Source organism: Streptomyces sp. NPDC101152 (genome assembly GCF_044768275.1).
GTDB lineage: Bacteria > Actinomycetota > Actinomycetes > Streptomycetales > Streptomycetaceae > Streptomyces.
The window spans coordinates 90891-107876 of the sequence record NZ_JBIWPO010000010.1 but is presented as its reverse complement, the minus strand read 5'-3'; the positions used below and the strand labels follow the sequence as shown (position 1 = coordinate 107876).

17 protein-coding genes are annotated in these 16986 nt (G+C 71.5%); 13 read left to right on the top strand and 4 right to left on the bottom strand.

Annotation, left to right across the window (positions count from 1 at the left end; all coding sequences use genetic code 11):
- Positions 1-7: 7 nt before the first annotated feature.
- The gene (locus ACIRVK_RS16085; RefSeq protein ID WP_404247296.1) at positions 8-958 is read right to left on the bottom strand and encodes a helix-turn-helix transcriptional regulator; all 951 of its coding nucleotides are present in this window, start codon (positions 956-958) and stop codon (positions 8-10) included.
- A 182-nt stretch (positions 959-1140) separates the two neighbouring features.
- On the opposite strand from ACIRVK_RS16085, the gene ACIRVK_RS16080 reads away from it, so the two are divergent.
- A complete protein-coding gene (locus ACIRVK_RS16080) occupies positions 1141-1392 on the top strand; it encodes a hypothetical protein (protein ID WP_404247294.1) in 252 nt (83 codons plus the stop codon).
- On the top strand, positions 1389-1724 hold the full coding sequence (locus ACIRVK_RS16075) for a hypothetical protein (protein WP_404247292.1): 336 nt from the start codon (positions 1389-1391) through the stop codon (positions 1722-1724). The genes ACIRVK_RS16080 and ACIRVK_RS16075 overlap by 4 nt, the downstream gene beginning before the upstream one ends.
- Positions 1725-1829: 105 nt before the next feature.
- On the opposite strand, the gene ACIRVK_RS16070 is transcribed toward ACIRVK_RS16075, so the two are convergent.
- A complete protein-coding gene (locus ACIRVK_RS16070; protein ID WP_404247290.1) occupies positions 1830-2243 on the bottom strand; it encodes a pyridoxamine 5'-phosphate oxidase family protein in 414 nt (137 codons plus the stop codon).
- A 116-nt stretch (positions 2244-2359) separates the two neighbouring features.
- On the opposite strand from ACIRVK_RS16070, the gene clpB reads away from it, so the two are divergent.
- The gene (gene clpB, locus ACIRVK_RS16065; RefSeq protein ID WP_404247288.1) at positions 2360-4957 is read left to right on the top strand and encodes an ATP-dependent chaperone ClpB; all 2598 of its coding nucleotides are present in this window, start codon (positions 2360-2362) and stop codon (positions 4955-4957) included.
- 63 nt (positions 4958-5020) lie between these two features.
- Here the strand turns inward: clpB and ACIRVK_RS16060 are convergent, their stop codons facing one another.
- On the bottom strand, positions 5021-5314 hold the full coding sequence (locus ACIRVK_RS16060) for a hypothetical protein (protein ID WP_404247286.1): 294 nt from the start codon (positions 5312-5314) through the stop codon (positions 5021-5023).
- A gap of 129 nt (positions 5315-5443) precedes the next feature.
- Between ACIRVK_RS16060 and ACIRVK_RS16055 the strand changes: the two genes are divergently transcribed.
- Positions 5444-6631, top strand: coding sequence for a pyridoxal phosphate-dependent aminotransferase (locus ACIRVK_RS16055; protein WP_404247284.1), 1188 nt, complete (start codon positions 5444-5446; stop codon positions 6629-6631).
- Positions 6632-6738: 107 nt separating this feature from the next.
- Complete coding sequence (locus tag ACIRVK_RS16050; protein WP_404247282.1) at positions 6739-7941, top strand: hypothetical protein; 1203 nt, start codon at positions 6739-6741, stop codon at positions 7939-7941.
- A 14-nt stretch (positions 7942-7955) separates the two neighbouring features.
- Here the strand turns inward: ACIRVK_RS16050 and ACIRVK_RS16045 are convergent, their stop codons facing one another.
- The gene (locus ACIRVK_RS16045; RefSeq protein ID WP_404247281.1) at positions 7956-8486 is read right to left on the bottom strand and encodes a YbjN domain-containing protein; all 531 of its coding nucleotides are present in this window, start codon (positions 8484-8486) and stop codon (positions 7956-7958) included.
- A 441-nt stretch (positions 8487-8927) separates the two neighbouring features.
- Between ACIRVK_RS16045 and ACIRVK_RS16040 the strand changes: the two genes are divergently transcribed.
- The 8 genes from ACIRVK_RS16040 to ACIRVK_RS16005 all read left to right on the top strand — a co-directional run bounded on the left by ACIRVK_RS16040 (position 8928) and on the right by ACIRVK_RS16005 (position 16933).
- On the top strand, positions 8928-9524 hold the full coding sequence (locus ACIRVK_RS16040; protein WP_404247279.1) for a DUF2617 family protein: 597 nt from the start codon (positions 8928-8930) through the stop codon (positions 9522-9524).
- A gap of 26 nt (positions 9525-9550) precedes the next feature.
- Positions 9551-11194, top strand: a complete 1644-nt coding sequence (locus ACIRVK_RS16035; RefSeq protein WP_404247277.1) for a polyamine aminopropyltransferase — start codon at positions 9551-9553, stop codon at positions 11192-11194.
- Positions 11195-11292: 98 nt separating this feature from the next.
- The gene (locus ACIRVK_RS16030) at positions 11293-12117 is read left to right on the top strand and encodes an SRPBCC domain-containing protein (RefSeq protein ID WP_404247614.1); all 825 of its coding nucleotides are present in this window, start codon (positions 11293-11295) and stop codon (positions 12115-12117) included.
- Between the two features lie 256 nt (positions 12118-12373).
- Positions 12374-13174 carry an aldose 1-epimerase gene (locus ACIRVK_RS16025; RefSeq protein ID WP_404247275.1) on the top strand — a complete coding sequence of 267 codons (801 nt, stop codon included), beginning with the start codon at positions 12374-12376 and terminating at the stop codon, positions 13172-13174.
- Positions 13175-13184: 10 nt separating this feature from the next.
- The gene (gene pyrE / locus ACIRVK_RS16020; RefSeq protein ID WP_404247273.1) at positions 13185-13736 is read left to right on the top strand and encodes an orotate phosphoribosyltransferase; all 552 of its coding nucleotides are present in this window, start codon (positions 13185-13187) and stop codon (positions 13734-13736) included.
- Positions 13737-13893: 157 nt separating this feature from the next.
- Positions 13894-14916 carry a class II fructose-bisphosphate aldolase gene (gene fbaA / locus ACIRVK_RS16015; RefSeq protein ID WP_404247271.1) on the top strand — a complete coding sequence of 341 codons (1023 nt, stop codon included), beginning with the start codon at positions 13894-13896 and terminating at the stop codon, positions 14914-14916.
- A gap of 69 nt (positions 14917-14985) precedes the next feature.
- Positions 14986-16452 (top strand): MFS transporter, encoded by a 1467-nt coding sequence (locus ACIRVK_RS16010; RefSeq protein WP_404247269.1) that lies wholly within the window; start codon positions 14986-14988, stop codon positions 16450-16452.
- Between the two features lie 67 nt (positions 16453-16519).
- Positions 16520-16933 carry a DUF3151 domain-containing protein gene (locus ACIRVK_RS16005; protein ID WP_404247267.1) on the top strand — a complete coding sequence of 138 codons (414 nt, stop codon included), beginning with the start codon at positions 16520-16522 and terminating at the stop codon, positions 16931-16933.
- Positions 16934-16986: the final 53 nt, after the last annotated feature.

Genomic DNA, 16986 nt, shown 5'->3' with positions numbered 1-16986 from the left:
CCCGCCCTCAGACATCGGGTTCCTGTTTCAGGATCCCCGACTGCGCTATGAGGAAGCCGAGTTGGGCCCGGCTGCCGCTGCCCAGGGCGGTGGCGAGCTTGGCTATGTGGGCCCGGCAGGTGCGGACGTTCATGCCGAGCCGACGCGCGATCGCCTCGTCGACATGGCCCTCGACCAGAAGCTTGGCGATGGAGTGCTGGATCTCCGTGATGCCGTCCGGCGCCGTCTCGTAGGGGGCGCCGGCGCTGAGCGGGACCGCGCGGGCCCACATGAACTCGAAGACCTTGATCAGATAGCGGACCAGCCCCGGGTGACGCAGCTCCAGGGCCACCTCCCCGTCGTCGCGGGTGGGGATGAACGCCACGGTCTCGTCGCAGATGATCAGACGCTCCACGAGTTCGTCGATCGTCCGGTACTCGACCTTGCCCTCGGTGAACTGGGCCACGTACGCCAGCGTCTCGGGGCTGTAGCGGGCGGGGTGCTGGTACAGGGTGCGGATGCGGCAGCCCCGCTCGATCAGCGGCCGGTCGCGGTTGAGGCCCTGGGCGAGGGTGTGTTCGAGGCGTCTGCGGCTGGGCTGGACGGTGAGCATCTCGGTGTGGCACTGGGCGGTGGCCAGGTCGAGGGCCGCGTTGATCCGGTCGAGACCCTCCAGCACGGTGATCGAGTGCGTGGTCGCCGTGGGCTGGGCACTGATGCCCATGAACGGCTCGAAAGCATCGGCGAGTTCGATCGACCGGCGGCGGTGCTGGGTGATCTGCTGCTCGATCGGGTTCAGCCGCTGGGCCAGGGCGATCGAAGGGGGTACCGGACGGAGCCAGTTCGGGTCGTCGGGATCGGGATGAAGGAGGGCGAACTCCATCAAACAGGGCGCAGGTTCCACATCCGCACGGGATACGCGTCCCGTCCGGAGAGCGTTCCCGTAAAGACGGCGCCCGTCCTCGCACAGGTCGGTCACACCGTGGGGATGTGTCCGCTTAGTCTCATTTATCGCCAAATCTCCACCCCCCAGGGTCCTGAACGTGCAGGAACATGATGCATCGATTGTGTGGCCATGACGTGCCGGAATGGGCCATCGTCGTATTCGGACGGGGGAGAGGTGACCTTCACATGAGGACGAAGCCGACTATGCATAAGAGAATGCTTCGCTCGGCGCTTGTCGCCGCCTTCTCCGCCGCCGTGGCCTTCGGAGCGCTGGGCGGGCTCGCGGGGGCCAAGGCCGACAGCGCAAAGGACAGCACGTGGCGCACGACCTCCGTGACCGCCGCCGCTGCCGGCGACAGCACGTGGGTCGTCAGGGCGTCGGACGTCCCGGGTGACAGCACATGGACCGCGCCCGGCGACAGCACCTGGGTCGCGCCCGCCGACAGCACGTGGGCCGTGCGGTCATGACCACTCCACCCGACGACCGCTCCTTCCGCCGCGAGATGGCCACCGCCTACCGCTCCGGATGGCACTTCATCGACCTCGTCACCGCGATCCCCCACTCCGGTGACTCGTTGATGGTGACCGTCTTCGGAGAGCCGGTGGTCGTCACGCGGGACGAGGAGGAGGACGTCCGGGCGTACCGGTGTCTGCGGCGGCCTCGGGGGGCGCCGCAGCCCGTGCGATGCGCTGTCCGGTACGGAATGATCTTCGTGAACCTGGACCAACGAGACCACCGGCTGGTGGAACCGGAAACCCCCGATGTTCGGACCATCTCAGCCACCCCCCGCAGTGCCTGACGCGAATCCCCCGTCGTAACAGTTCGCTCAGGTGCTTCCCCCCGCAGCGGCGTCACCGTGACCTGAACACGGTGCCGCCGCTGCAGTTTGCGCGGACCTTCCCGGCTACCCGTGGCCCATCGCCCGCGTCAGCCGGATCTCGATCACCACGCGATCCGGGTTCGGCGCCGGAGTGCGCTCGTAGCGCTCGGCGTAGCGCCGCTCCGCCTCCGCGACCCGCTCCCGGTCGGTGCGGACGACCGCCCGCCCCTCCAGCGTCGCCCAGCGCCGGCCGTCCACCTGGCACACGGCCACCCGCGCCCCCTCGGGCCCGGCCGCCGCGACGTTCGCCACCTTCGTACTGGACTTGTTCGTGATGACCCGCGCCAGGCCGGCCTCGGGATCGTAGGTGACCCCGACGGGCACCACGTGCGGGCTGCCGTCCGCACGCGGAGTCGTCAGCGTGCACAGATGCCTCTCCCGCCAGAAGGTGAGGTACGCGGGGTCCGGGTCGCGAGGGTCCTGGGTGTGGGTCGCCATGCCCGGAAACCTATTCCCACGGAACCTCCTGCTGTTGCCTTGAGCGGAATAGACTCAACTTTGTGTACGCTGACTGAGTCAGCAACTGGAGAACGTGGCAGGAGGAGAGCGCGACCGTGGACGCCGAGCTGACCAACCGGAGCCGGGACGCCATCAATGCGGCGAGCAACCGTGCCGTCACCGAGGGGCACCCCGACCTCACCCCAGCCCACCTGCTCCTCGCACTGCTCCAGGGGCAGGACAACGAGAACATCACCGACCTGCTGGCCGCCGTCGACGCCGACCAGGCGGCCGTACGCGCCGGAGCCGAGAAGATCCTCGCCGGGCTGCCCAGCGTGACCGGTTCCACCGTCGCGCCCCCGCAGCCCAACCGCGAGCTGCTCGCCGTCATCGCGGACGCCACCGAGCGCGCCCGCGACCTCGGCGACGAGTACCTCTCCACCGAGCACCTGCTCCTCGGCATCGCAGCCAAGGGCGGTCCGGCCGGTGACGTGCTGTCCGGGCAGGGGGCCAGTGCCAAGAAGCTGCAGGAAGCCTTCCAGAAGGCGAGGGGAGGACGCCGGGTGACCACACCCGACCCGGAGGGCCAGTACAAGGCCCTGGAGAAGTTCGGCACCGACTTCACGGCGGCGGCCCGGGACGGCAAGCTCGACCCCGTCATCGGCCGCGACCAGGAGATCCGCCGCGTCGTACAGGTGCTGTCGCGCCGTACCAAGAACAACCCCGTGCTCATCGGCGAGCCCGGCGTCGGCAAGACCGCCGTCGTCGAGGGACTCGCCCAGCGCATCGTCAAGGGGGACGTGCCCGAGTCGCTGAAGGACAAGCGGCTCGTCGCCCTCGACCTCGGCGCGATGGTCGCCGGGGCGAAGTACCGGGGCGAGTTCGAGGAGCGGCTGAAGACCGTCCTGGCCGAGATCAAGGACTCGGACGGCCAGATCATCACCTTCATCGACGAGCTGCACACCGTCGTCGGCGCGGGCGCCGGCGGCGACTCCGCGATGGACGCCGGCAACATGCTCAAGCCCATGCTGGCGCGCGGCGAACTGCGCATGGTCGGCGCGACCACGCTCGACGAGTACCGCGAGCGCATCGAGAAGGACCCCGCCCTGGAGCGCCGCTTCCAGCAGGTGCTGGTCGCCGAGCCCACCGTCGAGGACACCATCGCCATCCTGCGCGGCCTCAAGGGCCGTTACGAGGCCCACCACAAGGTCCAGATCGCCGACAGCGCGCTCGTCGCCGCCGCCGGCCTCTCCGACCGCTACATCACCTCCCGCTTCCTCCCCGACAAGGCCATCGACCTGGTCGACGAGGCCGCCTCCCGGCTGCGCATGGAGATCGACTCCTCGCCCGTCGAGATCGACGAACTCCAGCGCGCCGTCGACCGGTTGAAGATGGAGGAGCTGGCGCTGGAGAAGGAGACCGACCCGGCCTCCCGCGAGCGCCTGGAGAAGCTGCGCCGCGACCTCGCCGACAAGGAGGAGGAGCTGCGGGGCCTGACCGCCCGCTGGGAGAAGGAGAAGCAGTCCCTCAACCGCGTCGGTGAACTCAAGGAGAAGCTGGACGAATTGCGCGGCACCGCCGAACGCGCCCAGCGCGACGGCGACTTCGACACCGCCAGCAAGCTGCTGTACGGCGAGATCCCCGCCCTGGAGCGCGACCTGGAGGCCGCTTCCGAGGCCGAGGAGGAGGCCGCCAAGGACACCATGGTCAAGGAGGAGGTCGGCTCCGACGACATCGCCGACGTCGTCGCCGCCTGGACCGGCATCCCCGCCGGGCGCCTCCTGGAGGGCGAGACGCAGAAGCTGCTGCGCATGGAGGAGGAGCTGGGCAAGCGCCTGATCGGCCAGACCGAGGCCGTCCGGGCGGTGTCCGACGCCGTCCGCCGCACCCGCGCGGGCATCTCCGACCCCGACCGCCCCACCGGCTCCTTCCTCTTCCTGGGCCCGACGGGCGTCGGCAAGACCGAACTCGCCAAGGCCCTCGCCGACTTCCTCTTCGACGACGAGCGGGCCATGGTCCGCATCGACATGTCCGAGTACGGCGAGAAGCACAGCGTCGCCCGCCTGGTCGGCGCGCCCCCCGGCTACGTCGGCTACGAGGAGGGTGGCCAGCTCACGGAGGCGGTGCGCAGGCGCCCGTACACCGTGGTCCTGCTCGACGAGGTGGAGAAGGCGCACCCGGAGGTCTTCGACGTCCTGCTCCAGGTTCTGGACGACGGACGCCTGACGGACGGTCAGGGCCGTACCGTCGACTTCCGCAACACGATCCTGGTGCTGACGTCCAACCTGGGCAGCCAGTTCCTGGTGGACCCGCTGACCAGCGAGGAGGAGAAGAAGGAACAGGTCCTGGAGGTGGTCCGGACGTCCTTCAAGCCGGAGTTCCTCAACCGCCTCGACGACCTGGTCGTCTTCTCCGCCCTCACCAAGCCCGAACTGCGGCGCATCGCGCGCCTGCAGATCGACCGCCTGGCGGCGCGGCTGGCGGAACGCCGCCTCACCCTGGAGGTTACCGAGGAGGCCCTGGACTGGCTCGCCACGGAGGGCCTGGACCCGGCCTACGGCGCCCGTCCCCTGCGCCGCCTCGTCCAGACCACCATCGGCGACCGCCTCGCCAAGGAGATCCTGGCCGGCGAGGTCAAGGACGGCGACACGGTCCGCGTGGACGCGTTCGGAGAGGGCCTGATCGTCGGTCCGGCGACGGGCAAGACGCTGTAACCGGCGGCTTGCGCTGGAGAACGGACGCGGCCCCGGGCAAACGCCCCGGGGCCGTGTCCCCTCTCAGTGGCCGCCTCCGCCGCAGCCGCCCCCGCCGCCACAGGACGAGTGGCCCCCGCCTCCGCAGGACGAGTGACCACCTCCGCACGAGTGGCCGCCCCCGTGGTGCCCTCCCGAGTGGTGGCCGCCCGAGTGGTGCCCGCCGCCCGGGGAGGAACCGCCGTCGCCGGCCCACCAGCTGCCGCCGCTCGACGAGCCCCCCAGGTCCCCCTTGCCGCGTGCGCCCGCGCGCGCCGTCGCCACCACGACGCCCACGATGGCGAGCACGATCACCGCCACGACGAATCCGGTGAACATTTCGTCACCGTCCTTCCGAGTCCCCCGAAGCGACCCCCCGTGGGCGCCTCGTTCCTTGCGTGCAGCGGGGATGCCCGGCCGCCCCACCGGCCAAAGCAGAGTTGAGGAACTTCAGAGCTTGGGCGCAGGATGACCCGCATGACCTCCAGCACCCGCCCCTTCCTCAACCGCAGGCTCGCCGAGTTCGGGACGACGATCTTCGCCGAGATGTCGGCCCTGGCCGTGCAGACCGGTTCGATCAACCTGGGCCAGGGCTTTCCCGACACCGACGGCCCCGAGGAGGTCCGCGAGGCCGCCGTACGGGCGCTGCGCGACGGGCGCGGCAACCAGTACCCGCCGGGCCCCGGCATCCCCGAGTTGCGCACCGCGATCGCCGCGCACCAGGAACGCCGGTACGGCCTGTCGTTCGACCCCGACACCGAGGTGCTGGTCACCGCGGGCGCCACGGAGGCCATCGCGGCGGCGCTGCTGGCGCTCCTCGAGCCCGGCGACGAGGTGATCGCCCTGGAGCCGTACTACGACTCCTACGCGGCCTGCATCGCCATGGCGGGCGGCACGCGCGTGCCGGTGACGCTGCGGCCGTACGAGGGCAGCTTCCGCCTCGACCTCGACGAACTGCGCGCCGCCGTCACGGACCGCACCCGGCTGCTGCTGGTCAACACCCCGCACAACCCCACCGGCACCGTCCTCACCCGCGAGGAGCTCACCGCGATCGCCGAGCTGGCCGTGGAGCGGGACCTGCTGGTCGTCACGGACGAGGTCTACGAGCACCTGGTCTTCGACCAGGCCGAGCACCTGCCGCTCGCGACCCTCCCGGGCATGCGGGAGCGCACGGTCACCATCGGGTCGGCCGGCAAGACCTTCTCCTTCACCGGCTGGAAGGTCGGCTGGATCACCGCCACGCCCGCCCTGGTCTCGGCGGTGCGCTCGGCCAAGCAGTTCCTGACGTACGTGTCCTCCGGCCCCTTCCAGTACGCCGTCGCCGAGGCCCTCGCCCTCCCGGAGTCGTACTTCACCGCCTTCCGCGAGGACATGCAGGCCAAGCGGAACCTGCTGGCGGCGGGACTGGCGGACGCGGGCTTCGAGGTCTTCCGGACGGCCGGCACGTACTTCGTCACCACCGACATCCGCCCCCTCGGCGAGAGCGACGGCTTCGCCTTCTGCCGCGCCCTGCCCGAGCGCGCCGGGGTCGTCGCCATCCCGAACGCGGTGTTCTACGACCACCGGGAGGCGGGCGCCCCGTTCGTGCGGTTCGCGTTCTGCAAGCGGACCTCCGTGCTGGAGGAGGCGGCGCGGAGGCTGAAGGCGCTCGCCTGAGACGCGCCGGCCTGAGACGTCACGCCGCCACGCCGTACGCCACGAAAACGTACTCACCCGGCGGCACAACGTATGCAAATGACCGTTTTACCAGGCAATGTTCCGGTGTGACCCACGTCAGTACCCTCGCCCCCCGCCCCCGCACGCAACCGGCTCCCGACACGAAGGACCGCGCCCGGTGGTCCCCGGCGACCGCCATGAGCGCCGCCGTCGGGCTGTTCCTCGCCGCCCGCATGCTCGGCGTCGCCGCGCTCACCCTGGTCTCCTGGGCGGCCGGCAAGAACCCGCTCGCGCTGCTCGGCCGGTCCTGGGACTCCCTGTGGTACCTGGGCATCGCCGCGCACGGCTACGTCCGCACCCAGCACCTGCGCCCCGGACGCGTCTTCAGCGACATGGCCTTCTTCCCGCTCTACCCGGCGCTGGTCCGCGCCGTGACGACCGTGACCCCGCTGAGCGGCGGCGCGGCCGGCCTGGTGGTGTCGTGGACGGCCGCCGCCGTGGCCGCCTGCGGGATCTACGCGGTCGGCGCCCGGCTGTACGGACGGGCCGTCGGCACCGCGCTGGTCCTGCTGTGGGGGGTGCTGCCGCACTCCGTCGTCCTGTCCATGGCGTACACCGAGCCCGTGCTGACCGCGTTCGCCGCCTGGGCGCTGTACGCGGTGCTCACCGGCCGCTGGCTGTGGGCGGGTGCCCTGGCCGCACTGGCGGGCCTGGCCCGCCCCAACGCCTTCGCGGTCGCCGCCGCGGTGCTCGCGGCGGCCGCCTGGGAGCTGTGGCAGCGCCTCAGGCAGCGCCGCCCCGTCACCCACAGCCTGTGGACAGGGGCCGCGCTCGCGCCGACCGGATGGCTGGCCTACGTGCTGTGGGTCGGGCACAAGGCGGGAGAACCGCTGCGCGGCTACTTCGAGGTGCAGCGCAAATGGGGCTCGCGGTTCGACTTCGGCCGCGGCTCGCTCCACTTCATCCACCACCTGCTGGTGCGCGGGGACCGCTTCATCTTCCCGATCGCCCTGATGATCATCGCGGCGGGCGTCGTCCTGTACTCCCTGCTGCTCGCCGACCGCGCGCCGCTCCCATTGCTGGTCTACAGCGGTGTCCTGCTGCTGGTCGTGCTCGGCGGCTCGGGCTACTTCGAGTCCAAGCCGCGCTTCCTGCTGCCGGCCTTCCCCCTGCTCATCCCCCTCGCCCGGGCCCTGGTCCGCACGGCGAGAGCCCGGCCCTGGCACGCGACCGTGGTGGTCGGCGCCCTGGCCGGGCTCTCGTACTGCTACGGGGCGTACCTGCTGGTGACCGCCCACATGCCGTTGTAGCGGCGGACGGCGGACTACTCCTCGTCGTCCTCGGGGCCCTCCGCCTCGTTGACCTCCTGCTCGAGGCCCAGCTGCTCCACGAGCCACTTGTCGAACTCGATGGCCGCCCGCACCCAGCTGACCGTCGAGGAGACGAAGTGCTCCAGGCTGACGCCGGTGCCGATCAGCATCTGCGCCTCGCCGATGAGACGGACGGTGCCGTCGTCGTGGGTGTGGCTGTAGACCTTCGGCCACAGGGTCCGCCGGTTCCAGTCGTCGATGGACTCCAGCAGCTGGGGCTTCTCGTCGATCTTGTGGGGCCGGTCGTAGAACGTCCGCACCGAGAAGACCTGCTGCTCGTCCTCACCGCGGAACATGAAGTACGTCCGGAACTGCTCCCACGGCGCCGCGAGGTCACCCTCGTCGTCGACGACGTACTTGAGCTCCATCTGGTCGAGGAGCTGCTTCACGAGGTCCTGATCCGGAATGACGGGGCCCGCCGGTCCTTGGGGCTGCGGCTCGGGCTGGCCCCCGAAGTTCGGAATCGAGGACGGGTCGATGGTCATACTTGGAGACTCCTGGCGGTCGTCTGGCTCGTCCGGCCATAGCTGAGACCAGACGTATACCTCCCACCCTCTCTCTCTTGGGCCACGACCGGCAACCTCCGTCGCTGACGCGTACCTGTCGAGCGCCGGATCGGCGCGAATGCGGTGGGTCCCCTCGTCACCGCGCCCCGGCGCACGCCATGGCCGACGTGGCGTACGCCGTGGTTGAACAGTTGAGCTGGGGAGCCCCCTGAGGGATGGAAACCCCACGAAGTTGGGTAAAAACGCTGTGGCGGCGTCACAGTTCATGATTCCCTCTAAATCACCAACGCAGCCCCTCGGACGTCATGCGGACACCCCCTGACCTCCCGACTGGGCTGACCGGGCCGATCCCCCCCACAGTCGCCCGGGTGTGCCGGAACCCCACACCACCCTTTCTTTGCGTGCCAGCGGAGCCGACCCATGCTCACGACCCTGAACACTTCGTACACCGACACGCGCGCGGCCGACCTGGCCTGGGCCCTGGGGCGTGAGCCGCTTCCGGCCCTCGCCACGCTCGACCTCGAACTGGCGGGGGCGGCTCTCCAGTTGAGACTCCTCGGCGCGTCCCACCAGGTGCTCCTGGAGGAGGAACGGGGCAGTTGCTCGGAGACGGTGGCATGCATCCCCGGCAGCAGCACGCCCCTCCCGCTCGGCGTGGCCAAGCGCGTCGGCGACTGGGAGTACGAGTTCGCCGCGCGCGTCGAGGTCCTCTCGCCGGGCTCCTTCGCGGGCCGCGCCCAGGAGTTGCTGGCCCTGGTCCGTGACCACCCGCACGGCCTGGCCGGCGTCTTCCCGGGCAGCCCGCACGCGTTCACGGCATTGCTGGCCCAGCACCAGGAGGGTCAGGTCCAGTGGCGGACCTGGCACGCCTACCCGCAGGACGGGCAGTTGGTGGCGACGTGGACGCGGGTGGGGGCGCGGGTGGGGGCGGGGCAACTCCGTTCGTCCGGTGACGGGTTCAAACCCCTCGGGGCCCGATCGGCCGCCAGTTCCACACGTGTGGGTGACGAAGGGTGATGCCACAGTGACGTAACGTCGCAGTCGTGATCGAACCGCACGCACCCGCACCGCCCGGCACACCACCCCCCTGGGGCGGCCCGGCGCGGCTGCCCGTGCGGCCCGCCACCGGGCGGTTCCTCGTCCTCGCCTGCGTGTTCGTCTGCGCGGCCTGCGGACTGGTGTACGAACTCGAACTGGTCGCCCTGGCCTCCTACTTGATCGGCGACTCGGTCACCCAGGCCTCGGTCGTGCTGTCGGTCATGGTGTTCGCCATGGGCATCGGCTCGCTCGCGGCGAAACGGCTGCGCCGGCTGGCCGCGGTCGGCTTCGGCGCCATCGAGGCGACCCTCGCCCTGGTGGGCGGCTGCAGCGCCATGGCGCTGTACGCCGTCTTCGCCTGGACCGGCGACTGGGGCGGTCTGTGGGCGAGCGGCCCGCGCTGGCTGCTGGTGGCCTTCTCGCTGACCATAGGGCTGCTGATCGGCGCCGAGGTGCCGCTGCTGATGGAGCTGATCCAGCGGGTACGGCGCCAGGACGCGGGCGGCGCGGTGGCCGACCTGTTCGCGGCGGACTACGTCGGCGCACTGGTCGGCGGCCTCGCCTTCCCGTTCCTGCTGCTGCCGCTGCTCGGCCAGTTGACCGGCGCGCTGCTCACCGGCGCCGTCAACGCGATCGCCGGCGCCACCCTCGTCCTGGGCCTCTTCCGCCGCGACCTGACCCGCCGCGCCCGGTGGACGCTGCTGGTCGCCAACCTCACCGTCCTCGGCCTGCTCGCCTCCGCCGCCGCCCTCGTCGACGACTTCGAGCGGGCCGCACGGCACGCGGTGTACGGCGCGGACGTCCGCGTGGCGCAGCAGACCGGCACCCAGGAGGTCGTCCTCACCGGCGGTACGCACGGCCGGCCCCTCGACCTCTTCCTCGACGGCCGCCTGCGGGTCAGCGGACGCGACGAACAGCGCTACCACGAGGCGCTGGTCCACCCCGCGATGGACGGCCCCCACGCGCGCGTGCTCATCCTCGGCGGCGGCGACGGACTGGCCGCCCGCGAGGTGCTGCGGCACCCCGGAGTGCGGTGGGTGGACGTCGTCGCACTGAACGCGGGGGTCGTCCGGTTGGCCCGGCACGACCCGGCGCTGTCGAAGCTGAACGGCCACGCCTACGACGACCCACGCATGCGCGTGACGACTCAGGACGCCTTCCACTGGCTGCGCACCGCGCCCGCGGCCGCGTACGACGTGGTGATCTCGGACCTGCCCGACCCCGGCATCACGGCGAGCACCAAGCTGTACTCCGAGGAGTTCTACGGCCTGGCCCGCCGGGTACTGGCCCCGGGCGGGCGGCTGGTGGTGCACGCGGGGCCGTGCGCCACCCGGCCGCGGGTGTTCTGGACCGTCGAGGCGACCCTGCGAGCCGCCGGACTGCGCGCCGTCGCCTACCGTGTGGGCCGCCGCGACGGCGGCTTCGCCGGCAGCCCCGACCGCACCGCGCTCGCCTCCCGCGCACCGAGGGACTGGGGCTTCCTGCTGGCCGCCGTCGCCACCACGCCCCGCCTCGGCCTGGACCCGCAGGCCCCGCGCCCGCGGACGCTCACCCCGGCGTCCCTGGCGGCGGACGCCCGCGCGGCGACCCGTCACCGCCTCCCCGACCTGCCGCCGTCGACGCTGGTGGACCCGCGGTACGCCGACTGACCGGCACGCGCGCGTACGCCCGCATCCGGTCGAACCGGCCGCGTCACTTTCGGTCAACGGGGGTGCGGGGCGCGGACCGCTGGGTAGGCTCGGCCGACATGGAGCATGAGGTGTTCGTTCCGGTTCCGGTCCGTCGGCTCGAGGAGACCCTCGCCGATCCCGCGCGGGTGGCTCGGGCGGTTCCCGGCCTCCAGCAGGACGCCGGTGGCGAACCCGTCTCCGGGCGGCTCAAACTGCGCGTCGGCAGCCACTCGGTCACCTATCGGGGGGCGGTCCGTGTCACCGCGCGGCAGGACGGTTCGTACGCCGTCGAGGGTGACGCCACGGAGACGCGGGGCAGCGGCTCGGTCAAGCTCGCGTTGACGCTCCGCGTGCGGGAGGCGGAGGGGGGTTGTTCACTGGCCTTCGAGGGGACCGTGTCGGCGGACGGGCGGGTGACGGAGTTGCCTGCGGAGGCGGTGGGCTCGGCCGCAGCGCGGTTGCTGAACCGTTTCGCGGAGAACTTGGGGGTGTTGGGCGCGGCCGAGGGTGACGAGGGGACCGAGGTGCTTGAGGGGCCCGAGCCCATGGTCACGCGGGAGTTCGAGGACAGGGTGACCGACGACTTCGAGACGACGCCGGATGCGGAGGATGTGCCGCCGCCGTCGTTGGAGCCAGTGGCTGACGACGGGGACGAGGTCGGTGCCGGTGCTTCCGAAGGCTTCGGCGAGCCGCCCGCGGAGGCGGCCCATGCTCGGCGCACGATGATCGGGCGTAGTGCGGAGGAGGTCGATCATGCTCCGCCGCGGGGGCGGTATGCGCCGGTTCCTGCTCCGGAGGGGGCGTCCCAGGGGTCGGCTACGCTGCGGTGGGCGGCTCCGGCGGCGGCTGTGGTGGTGGCGTCGGCGATCGTGGTGGGGCGGGTGTTGCGGCGGCGTCGTTGAGGGGGGTGTTTCGCCCCCGCCGCCCCTACCCGTCCCGTCACCAGGGGCTGCTGCCCCTTCGGCCCTGTCCAGGGGGCTCCGCCCCCTGGACCCCCGAACGGCGCTTAAGGGCCTCGTCCTCAAACTCCCCCAGAGGGGGCACCCCCAGACGGGCTGATAGTCGCGACCGGCGTCCAGACGTGCCCGACGGACTGATTGATCCGACCGGCGCTCAGAAGGACCGCCTCGGTCGCGATCATCCCAGTAGGGTCGTCCCGTGAGTGACGAAGACATCATCACGTTGACCGCGGGTGACGCGGAGGTGGTCATCCGGCCGGGGAACGGTGGGCGGGTCGGGGGGCTGCGGGTCGGTGGGGTCGAACTGCTGCGGCAGGGGGAGCGGTTCGGGTGCTTCCCGATGGTGCCCTGGTGCGGGCGGATCCGGGACGGCCGGTTCCGGGACGGGGCGACCGTGCACCAGATGCCGCTCAGCTCCCCGCCGCACGCCATCCACGGCACCGTCCGCGACGGAGCGTGGCGCCACGCGCGCGTGCAGGACGACGAGGCGGTGATCACGTACGAGCTGGTCGCGCCCTGGCCCTACCCGGGGCTGGTCACCCAGCAGTTCGCGCTGACGCCCGACTCGTTGACGCTGACGACGGCCGTGGAGGCGTACGACTCCTCCTTCCCGGCGCAGATCGGCTGGCACCCCTGGTTCAACCGCAACCTGGGCGGCGAGGACGTGCGCCTCGACTTCACGCCCGCCTGGCAGGAGGAGCGCGGCGAGGACCATCTGCCCACCGGCAACCGGATCGAGCCTCGCCCCGGCCCCTGGGACGACTGCTTCGGCATGCCCGGCGGCGTCGATGTCACCCTCACCTGGCCCGGGCAGCTGGAGCTGACGGTGACCAGCCGCGAGGAGTGGGTCGTCGTGTACGACGAGCAGGAGGCCGCCGTGTGCGTGGAGCCGCAGACCGGGCCGCCGGACGGGCTGAACAGCACGCCCCGGCTGGTGACGCTCCTGGAGCCCCTCGAAGCCTCGACGACCTGGACTTGGCGTCGCCTCCAAGCTGTCTAAGCTGGCAGGCATGACGACCGACGTGCGTGGCGAGCTGCTGCGGCAGATCAAGGACAAGGCCGTGGTGCACGGCAGGGTGACCCTCTCCTCGGGGCTGGAGGCCGACTACTACGTCGACCTGCGCCGCATCACCCTGGACGGGGAGGCCGCCCCGCTGGTCGGGCAGGTGCTGCTGGACCTGACCGCCGACCTGGAGTACGACGCCGTGGGCGGGCTCACCATGGGCGCCGACCCGGTCGCGGCCAGCATCCTGCACGCGGCCGCCGCCCGGGGCAGGCGCGTGGACGCCTTCGTCGTGCGCAAGGCGGCCAAGGCGCACGGGCTGCAGCGGCGGGTCGAGGGCCCGGAGATCAAGGGCCGGCGGGTGCTCGTCGTCGAGGACACCTCCACCACCGGCGGCTCCCCGCTGACCGCCGTCGAGGCGGTGCGCGAGGCCGGTGCGGAGGTCGTCGCCGTGGCGACCATCGTGGACCGCGCGACCGGTGCCGCGGAGAAGATCCAGGAGGGTGCAGGGGTGCCGTACCTCTTCGCCTACTCCAAGGACGACCTCGGTCTGGACTGAGTCATCCACAAGGACCGAGTTGTCCACAAGCCGGACAGGGCGGGCAAAGCATCCGGCGGCGTCTGGAAAGATGGGGCCGACGATGACGTCATCCCCAAGGTCTAGGTCAGGGCCGTAGTACGCCGAACGTCAACCCGCAGATACAAGGAGCGGACAGATGCCCATCGCAACTCCCGAGGTCTACAACGAGATGCTGGACCGGGCGAAGGCAGGCAGGTTCGCCTACCCGGCCATCAACGTGACCTCGACCCAGACCCTGCACGCGGCCCTGCGCGGTTTCGCGGAGGCGGAGAGCGACGGCATCGTCCAGATCTCGACGGGCGGCGCCGAGTTCCTGGGCGGCCAGTACGCCAAGGAGATGGTGACCGGCTCGGTCGCGCTCGCCGAGTTCGCGCACATCGTCGCCGAGAAGTACCCGGTCAACGTCGCGCTGCACACCGACCACTGCCCGAAGGACAAGCTCGACGGGTACGTACGTCCCCTGCTGGCGATCTCCGAGGAGCGCGTGAAGGCCGGCGGCAACCCGCTCTTCCAGTCGCACATGTGGGACGGCTCCGCCGAGACCCTCGCCGACAACCTGGCCATCGCGCAGGAACTGCTCGAGCAGGCCCGCCGCGCCAACATCATCCTCGAGGTGGAGATCACCCCGACCGGCGGCGAGGAGGACGGCGTCTCCCACGAGATCAACGACTCCCTGTACACGACGGTCGAGGACGCGATCCGTACCGCTGAGGCGCTCGGGCTCGGCGAGAAGGGCCGCTACCTGCTCGCCGCCTCCTTCGGCAACGTCCACGGCGTGTACAAGCCGGGCAACGTCGTGCTCCGCCCGGAGCTGCTGAAGGAGCTGAACGAGGGCGTCGCCGCGAAGTTCGGCAAGCAGTCCCCGTTCGACTTCGTCTTCCACGGCGGCTCCGGCTCCACCGAGCAGGAGATCCACACCGCGCTGGAGAACGGCGTGGTGAAGATGAACATCGACACGGACACCCAGTACGCCTTCACGCGTCCGGTCGCCGACCACATGTTCCGCAACTACGACGGCGTCCTGAAGGTCGACGGCGAGGTCGGCTCCAAGAAGACCTACGACCCGCGCACCTGGGGCAAGCTGGCCGAGGCGAGCATGGCCGCGCGCGTCGTCGAGGCCACGCAGAACCTGCGCTCGGCGGGCAACAAGATCAAGTAACCCGTCGCGATCGTCCCCGGCGAGCCCGGCGCCTGCCCAAAGGCGCCGGGCTCGCTGTATACCTGGGGCATGCCCGACGTCCGGCTGGCCTCACCGCAGGGCAAGTGGATCCTGCTCACCACCGTCCTCGGTTCCAGCATGGCGATGCTGGACTCGACCGTCGTCAACGTCGCCCTGCCGCGCATCGGCCGTGACCTCGGCGCCGACCTGGCCGCCCTGCAGTGGACGGTCAACGCGTACATGCTGACCCTGGCCGGGCTGATCCTGCTCGGCGGCTCCCTCGGCGACCACTACGGCCGCCGCAAGGTCTTCGTCATCGGGGTGGTGTGGTTCGCCACGGCGTCCCTGCTGTGCGGCCTGGCTCCGAACGCCGGGGTGCTGATCGCCTCCCGCGCCCTCCAGGGCGTCGGCGGCGCGCTCCTGACCCCCGGCTCGCTGGCCCTGATCCAGGCCTCCTTCCACCCCGACGACCGGGGGCGGGCGGTCGGCCTGTGGTCCGGCTTCGGCGGCATCGGCGCGGCCGTCGGCCCGTTCCTCGGCGGCTGGCTGGTGGACGGACCCGGCTGGCGCTGGGTCTTCCTGCTCAACGTCCCGCTGGCGCTGCTGTGCGCGCCGATCGCCGTGCGCCACGTCCCGGAGTCCAGGGACAGCCGCAGCCACGGCCGCTTCGACGTCCTCGGCGCGTTCCTCGGCGCCCTCGCGCTGGCCCTGATCACCTACGCGCTCATCGAGGCCCGCCAGGGCTCCCTTGCCGTCGCCCTGACGGCGGTCGTCGGCGTGCTGACGGCCGTCGCCTTCGTGTACGTCGAGAAGCGCCACCCGGACCCGATGATGCCGCTCGACATCTTCGCCTCCCGCCAGTTCACGGCCGTCAACCTGGTCACCCTGTGCGTGTACGCGGCCTTCGGCGGCTTCTTCTTCCTCGCCGCGCTGCAGCTCCAGGTCGCCGTCGGCTGGTCGCCGCTCGCCGCCGGTACGGCCCTGCTGCCGACGACGGCCATGATGCTGCTGTTCTCGGCCCGCTCGGGCGCCCTCGCCGACCGCATCGGCCCGCGCATCCCGCTCACCGTCGGGCCCCTGCTGTGCGCGGCCGGCATGCTGCTGATGCTGCGGGTCGGCCCCGGCGCCTCGTACGCCGCCGACGTCCTGCCCGCCCTCCTCGTCCTCGGGACCGGCATGGTCACCCTGGTCGCACCGCTGACCTCCACGGTGCTGGCCTCGGTGGACACCGCCCGGGCGGGCCTGGCCAGCGGCGTCAACAACGCGGCGGCCCGCGCGGCCGGCCTGGTCGCGGTGGCCGCGCTGCCCCTGCTCGCAGGGATGGGCCCCGAGGCCTACCGCTCGCCGGGCGCCTTCGACAGCGCCTTCCACCGCGCGATGCTCCTGTGCGCCGGCGTCCTCGCGGTGGGCGCGGCGGTCGCCTTCACGACCGTACGCTCCCTCCCCCCGGACTGCCGTCGCCCGGAATGCCGCACCCACGGCGCACTCACGGCTCCGCCGCTGGAGGGGGAGCGGGCGGCGAAGCGGTTCACGTAGCGCGGGGGGCACGGCGACGGCGGGGGTCTGGGGGCGGTGGCCCCCGGCAAGGGCGACACTGGTTCACATGTCGATTCACGAGAACCTTCTCGGGGGTCCGCCCCCGACCCACCTCCCCGACGACCCCGCGCCCCGGGAGCTGCTGGCGAACGGCACCGCGCCCGCCGATGTCGCCGCCAAGTACCCGACGTCCTCGCTGGCCTGGGCGCAGCTCGCCGACGACGCGTTCGAGCGGGGCAGCGTCGTGGAGTCGTACGCCTACGCCCGTACGGGCTACCACCGGGGCCTGGACGCCCTGCGCCGCAACGGCTGGAAGGGACACGGACCGGTGCCCTGGGAGCACGAGCCGAATCGGGGCTTCCTGCGCGCCCTGCACGCCCTCGCCCGTGCCGCCGGAGCGATCGGCGAGCAGGAGGAGTACGAGCGCTGCACCCAGTTCCTGAAGGACTCCTCCGCCACGGCGGCCCAGACCCTGGGCTAGCAGGTCGGCTGGGCGGGCCCGTCTGGTGTGACCAGGCGGGCCTTGCGCTCTTG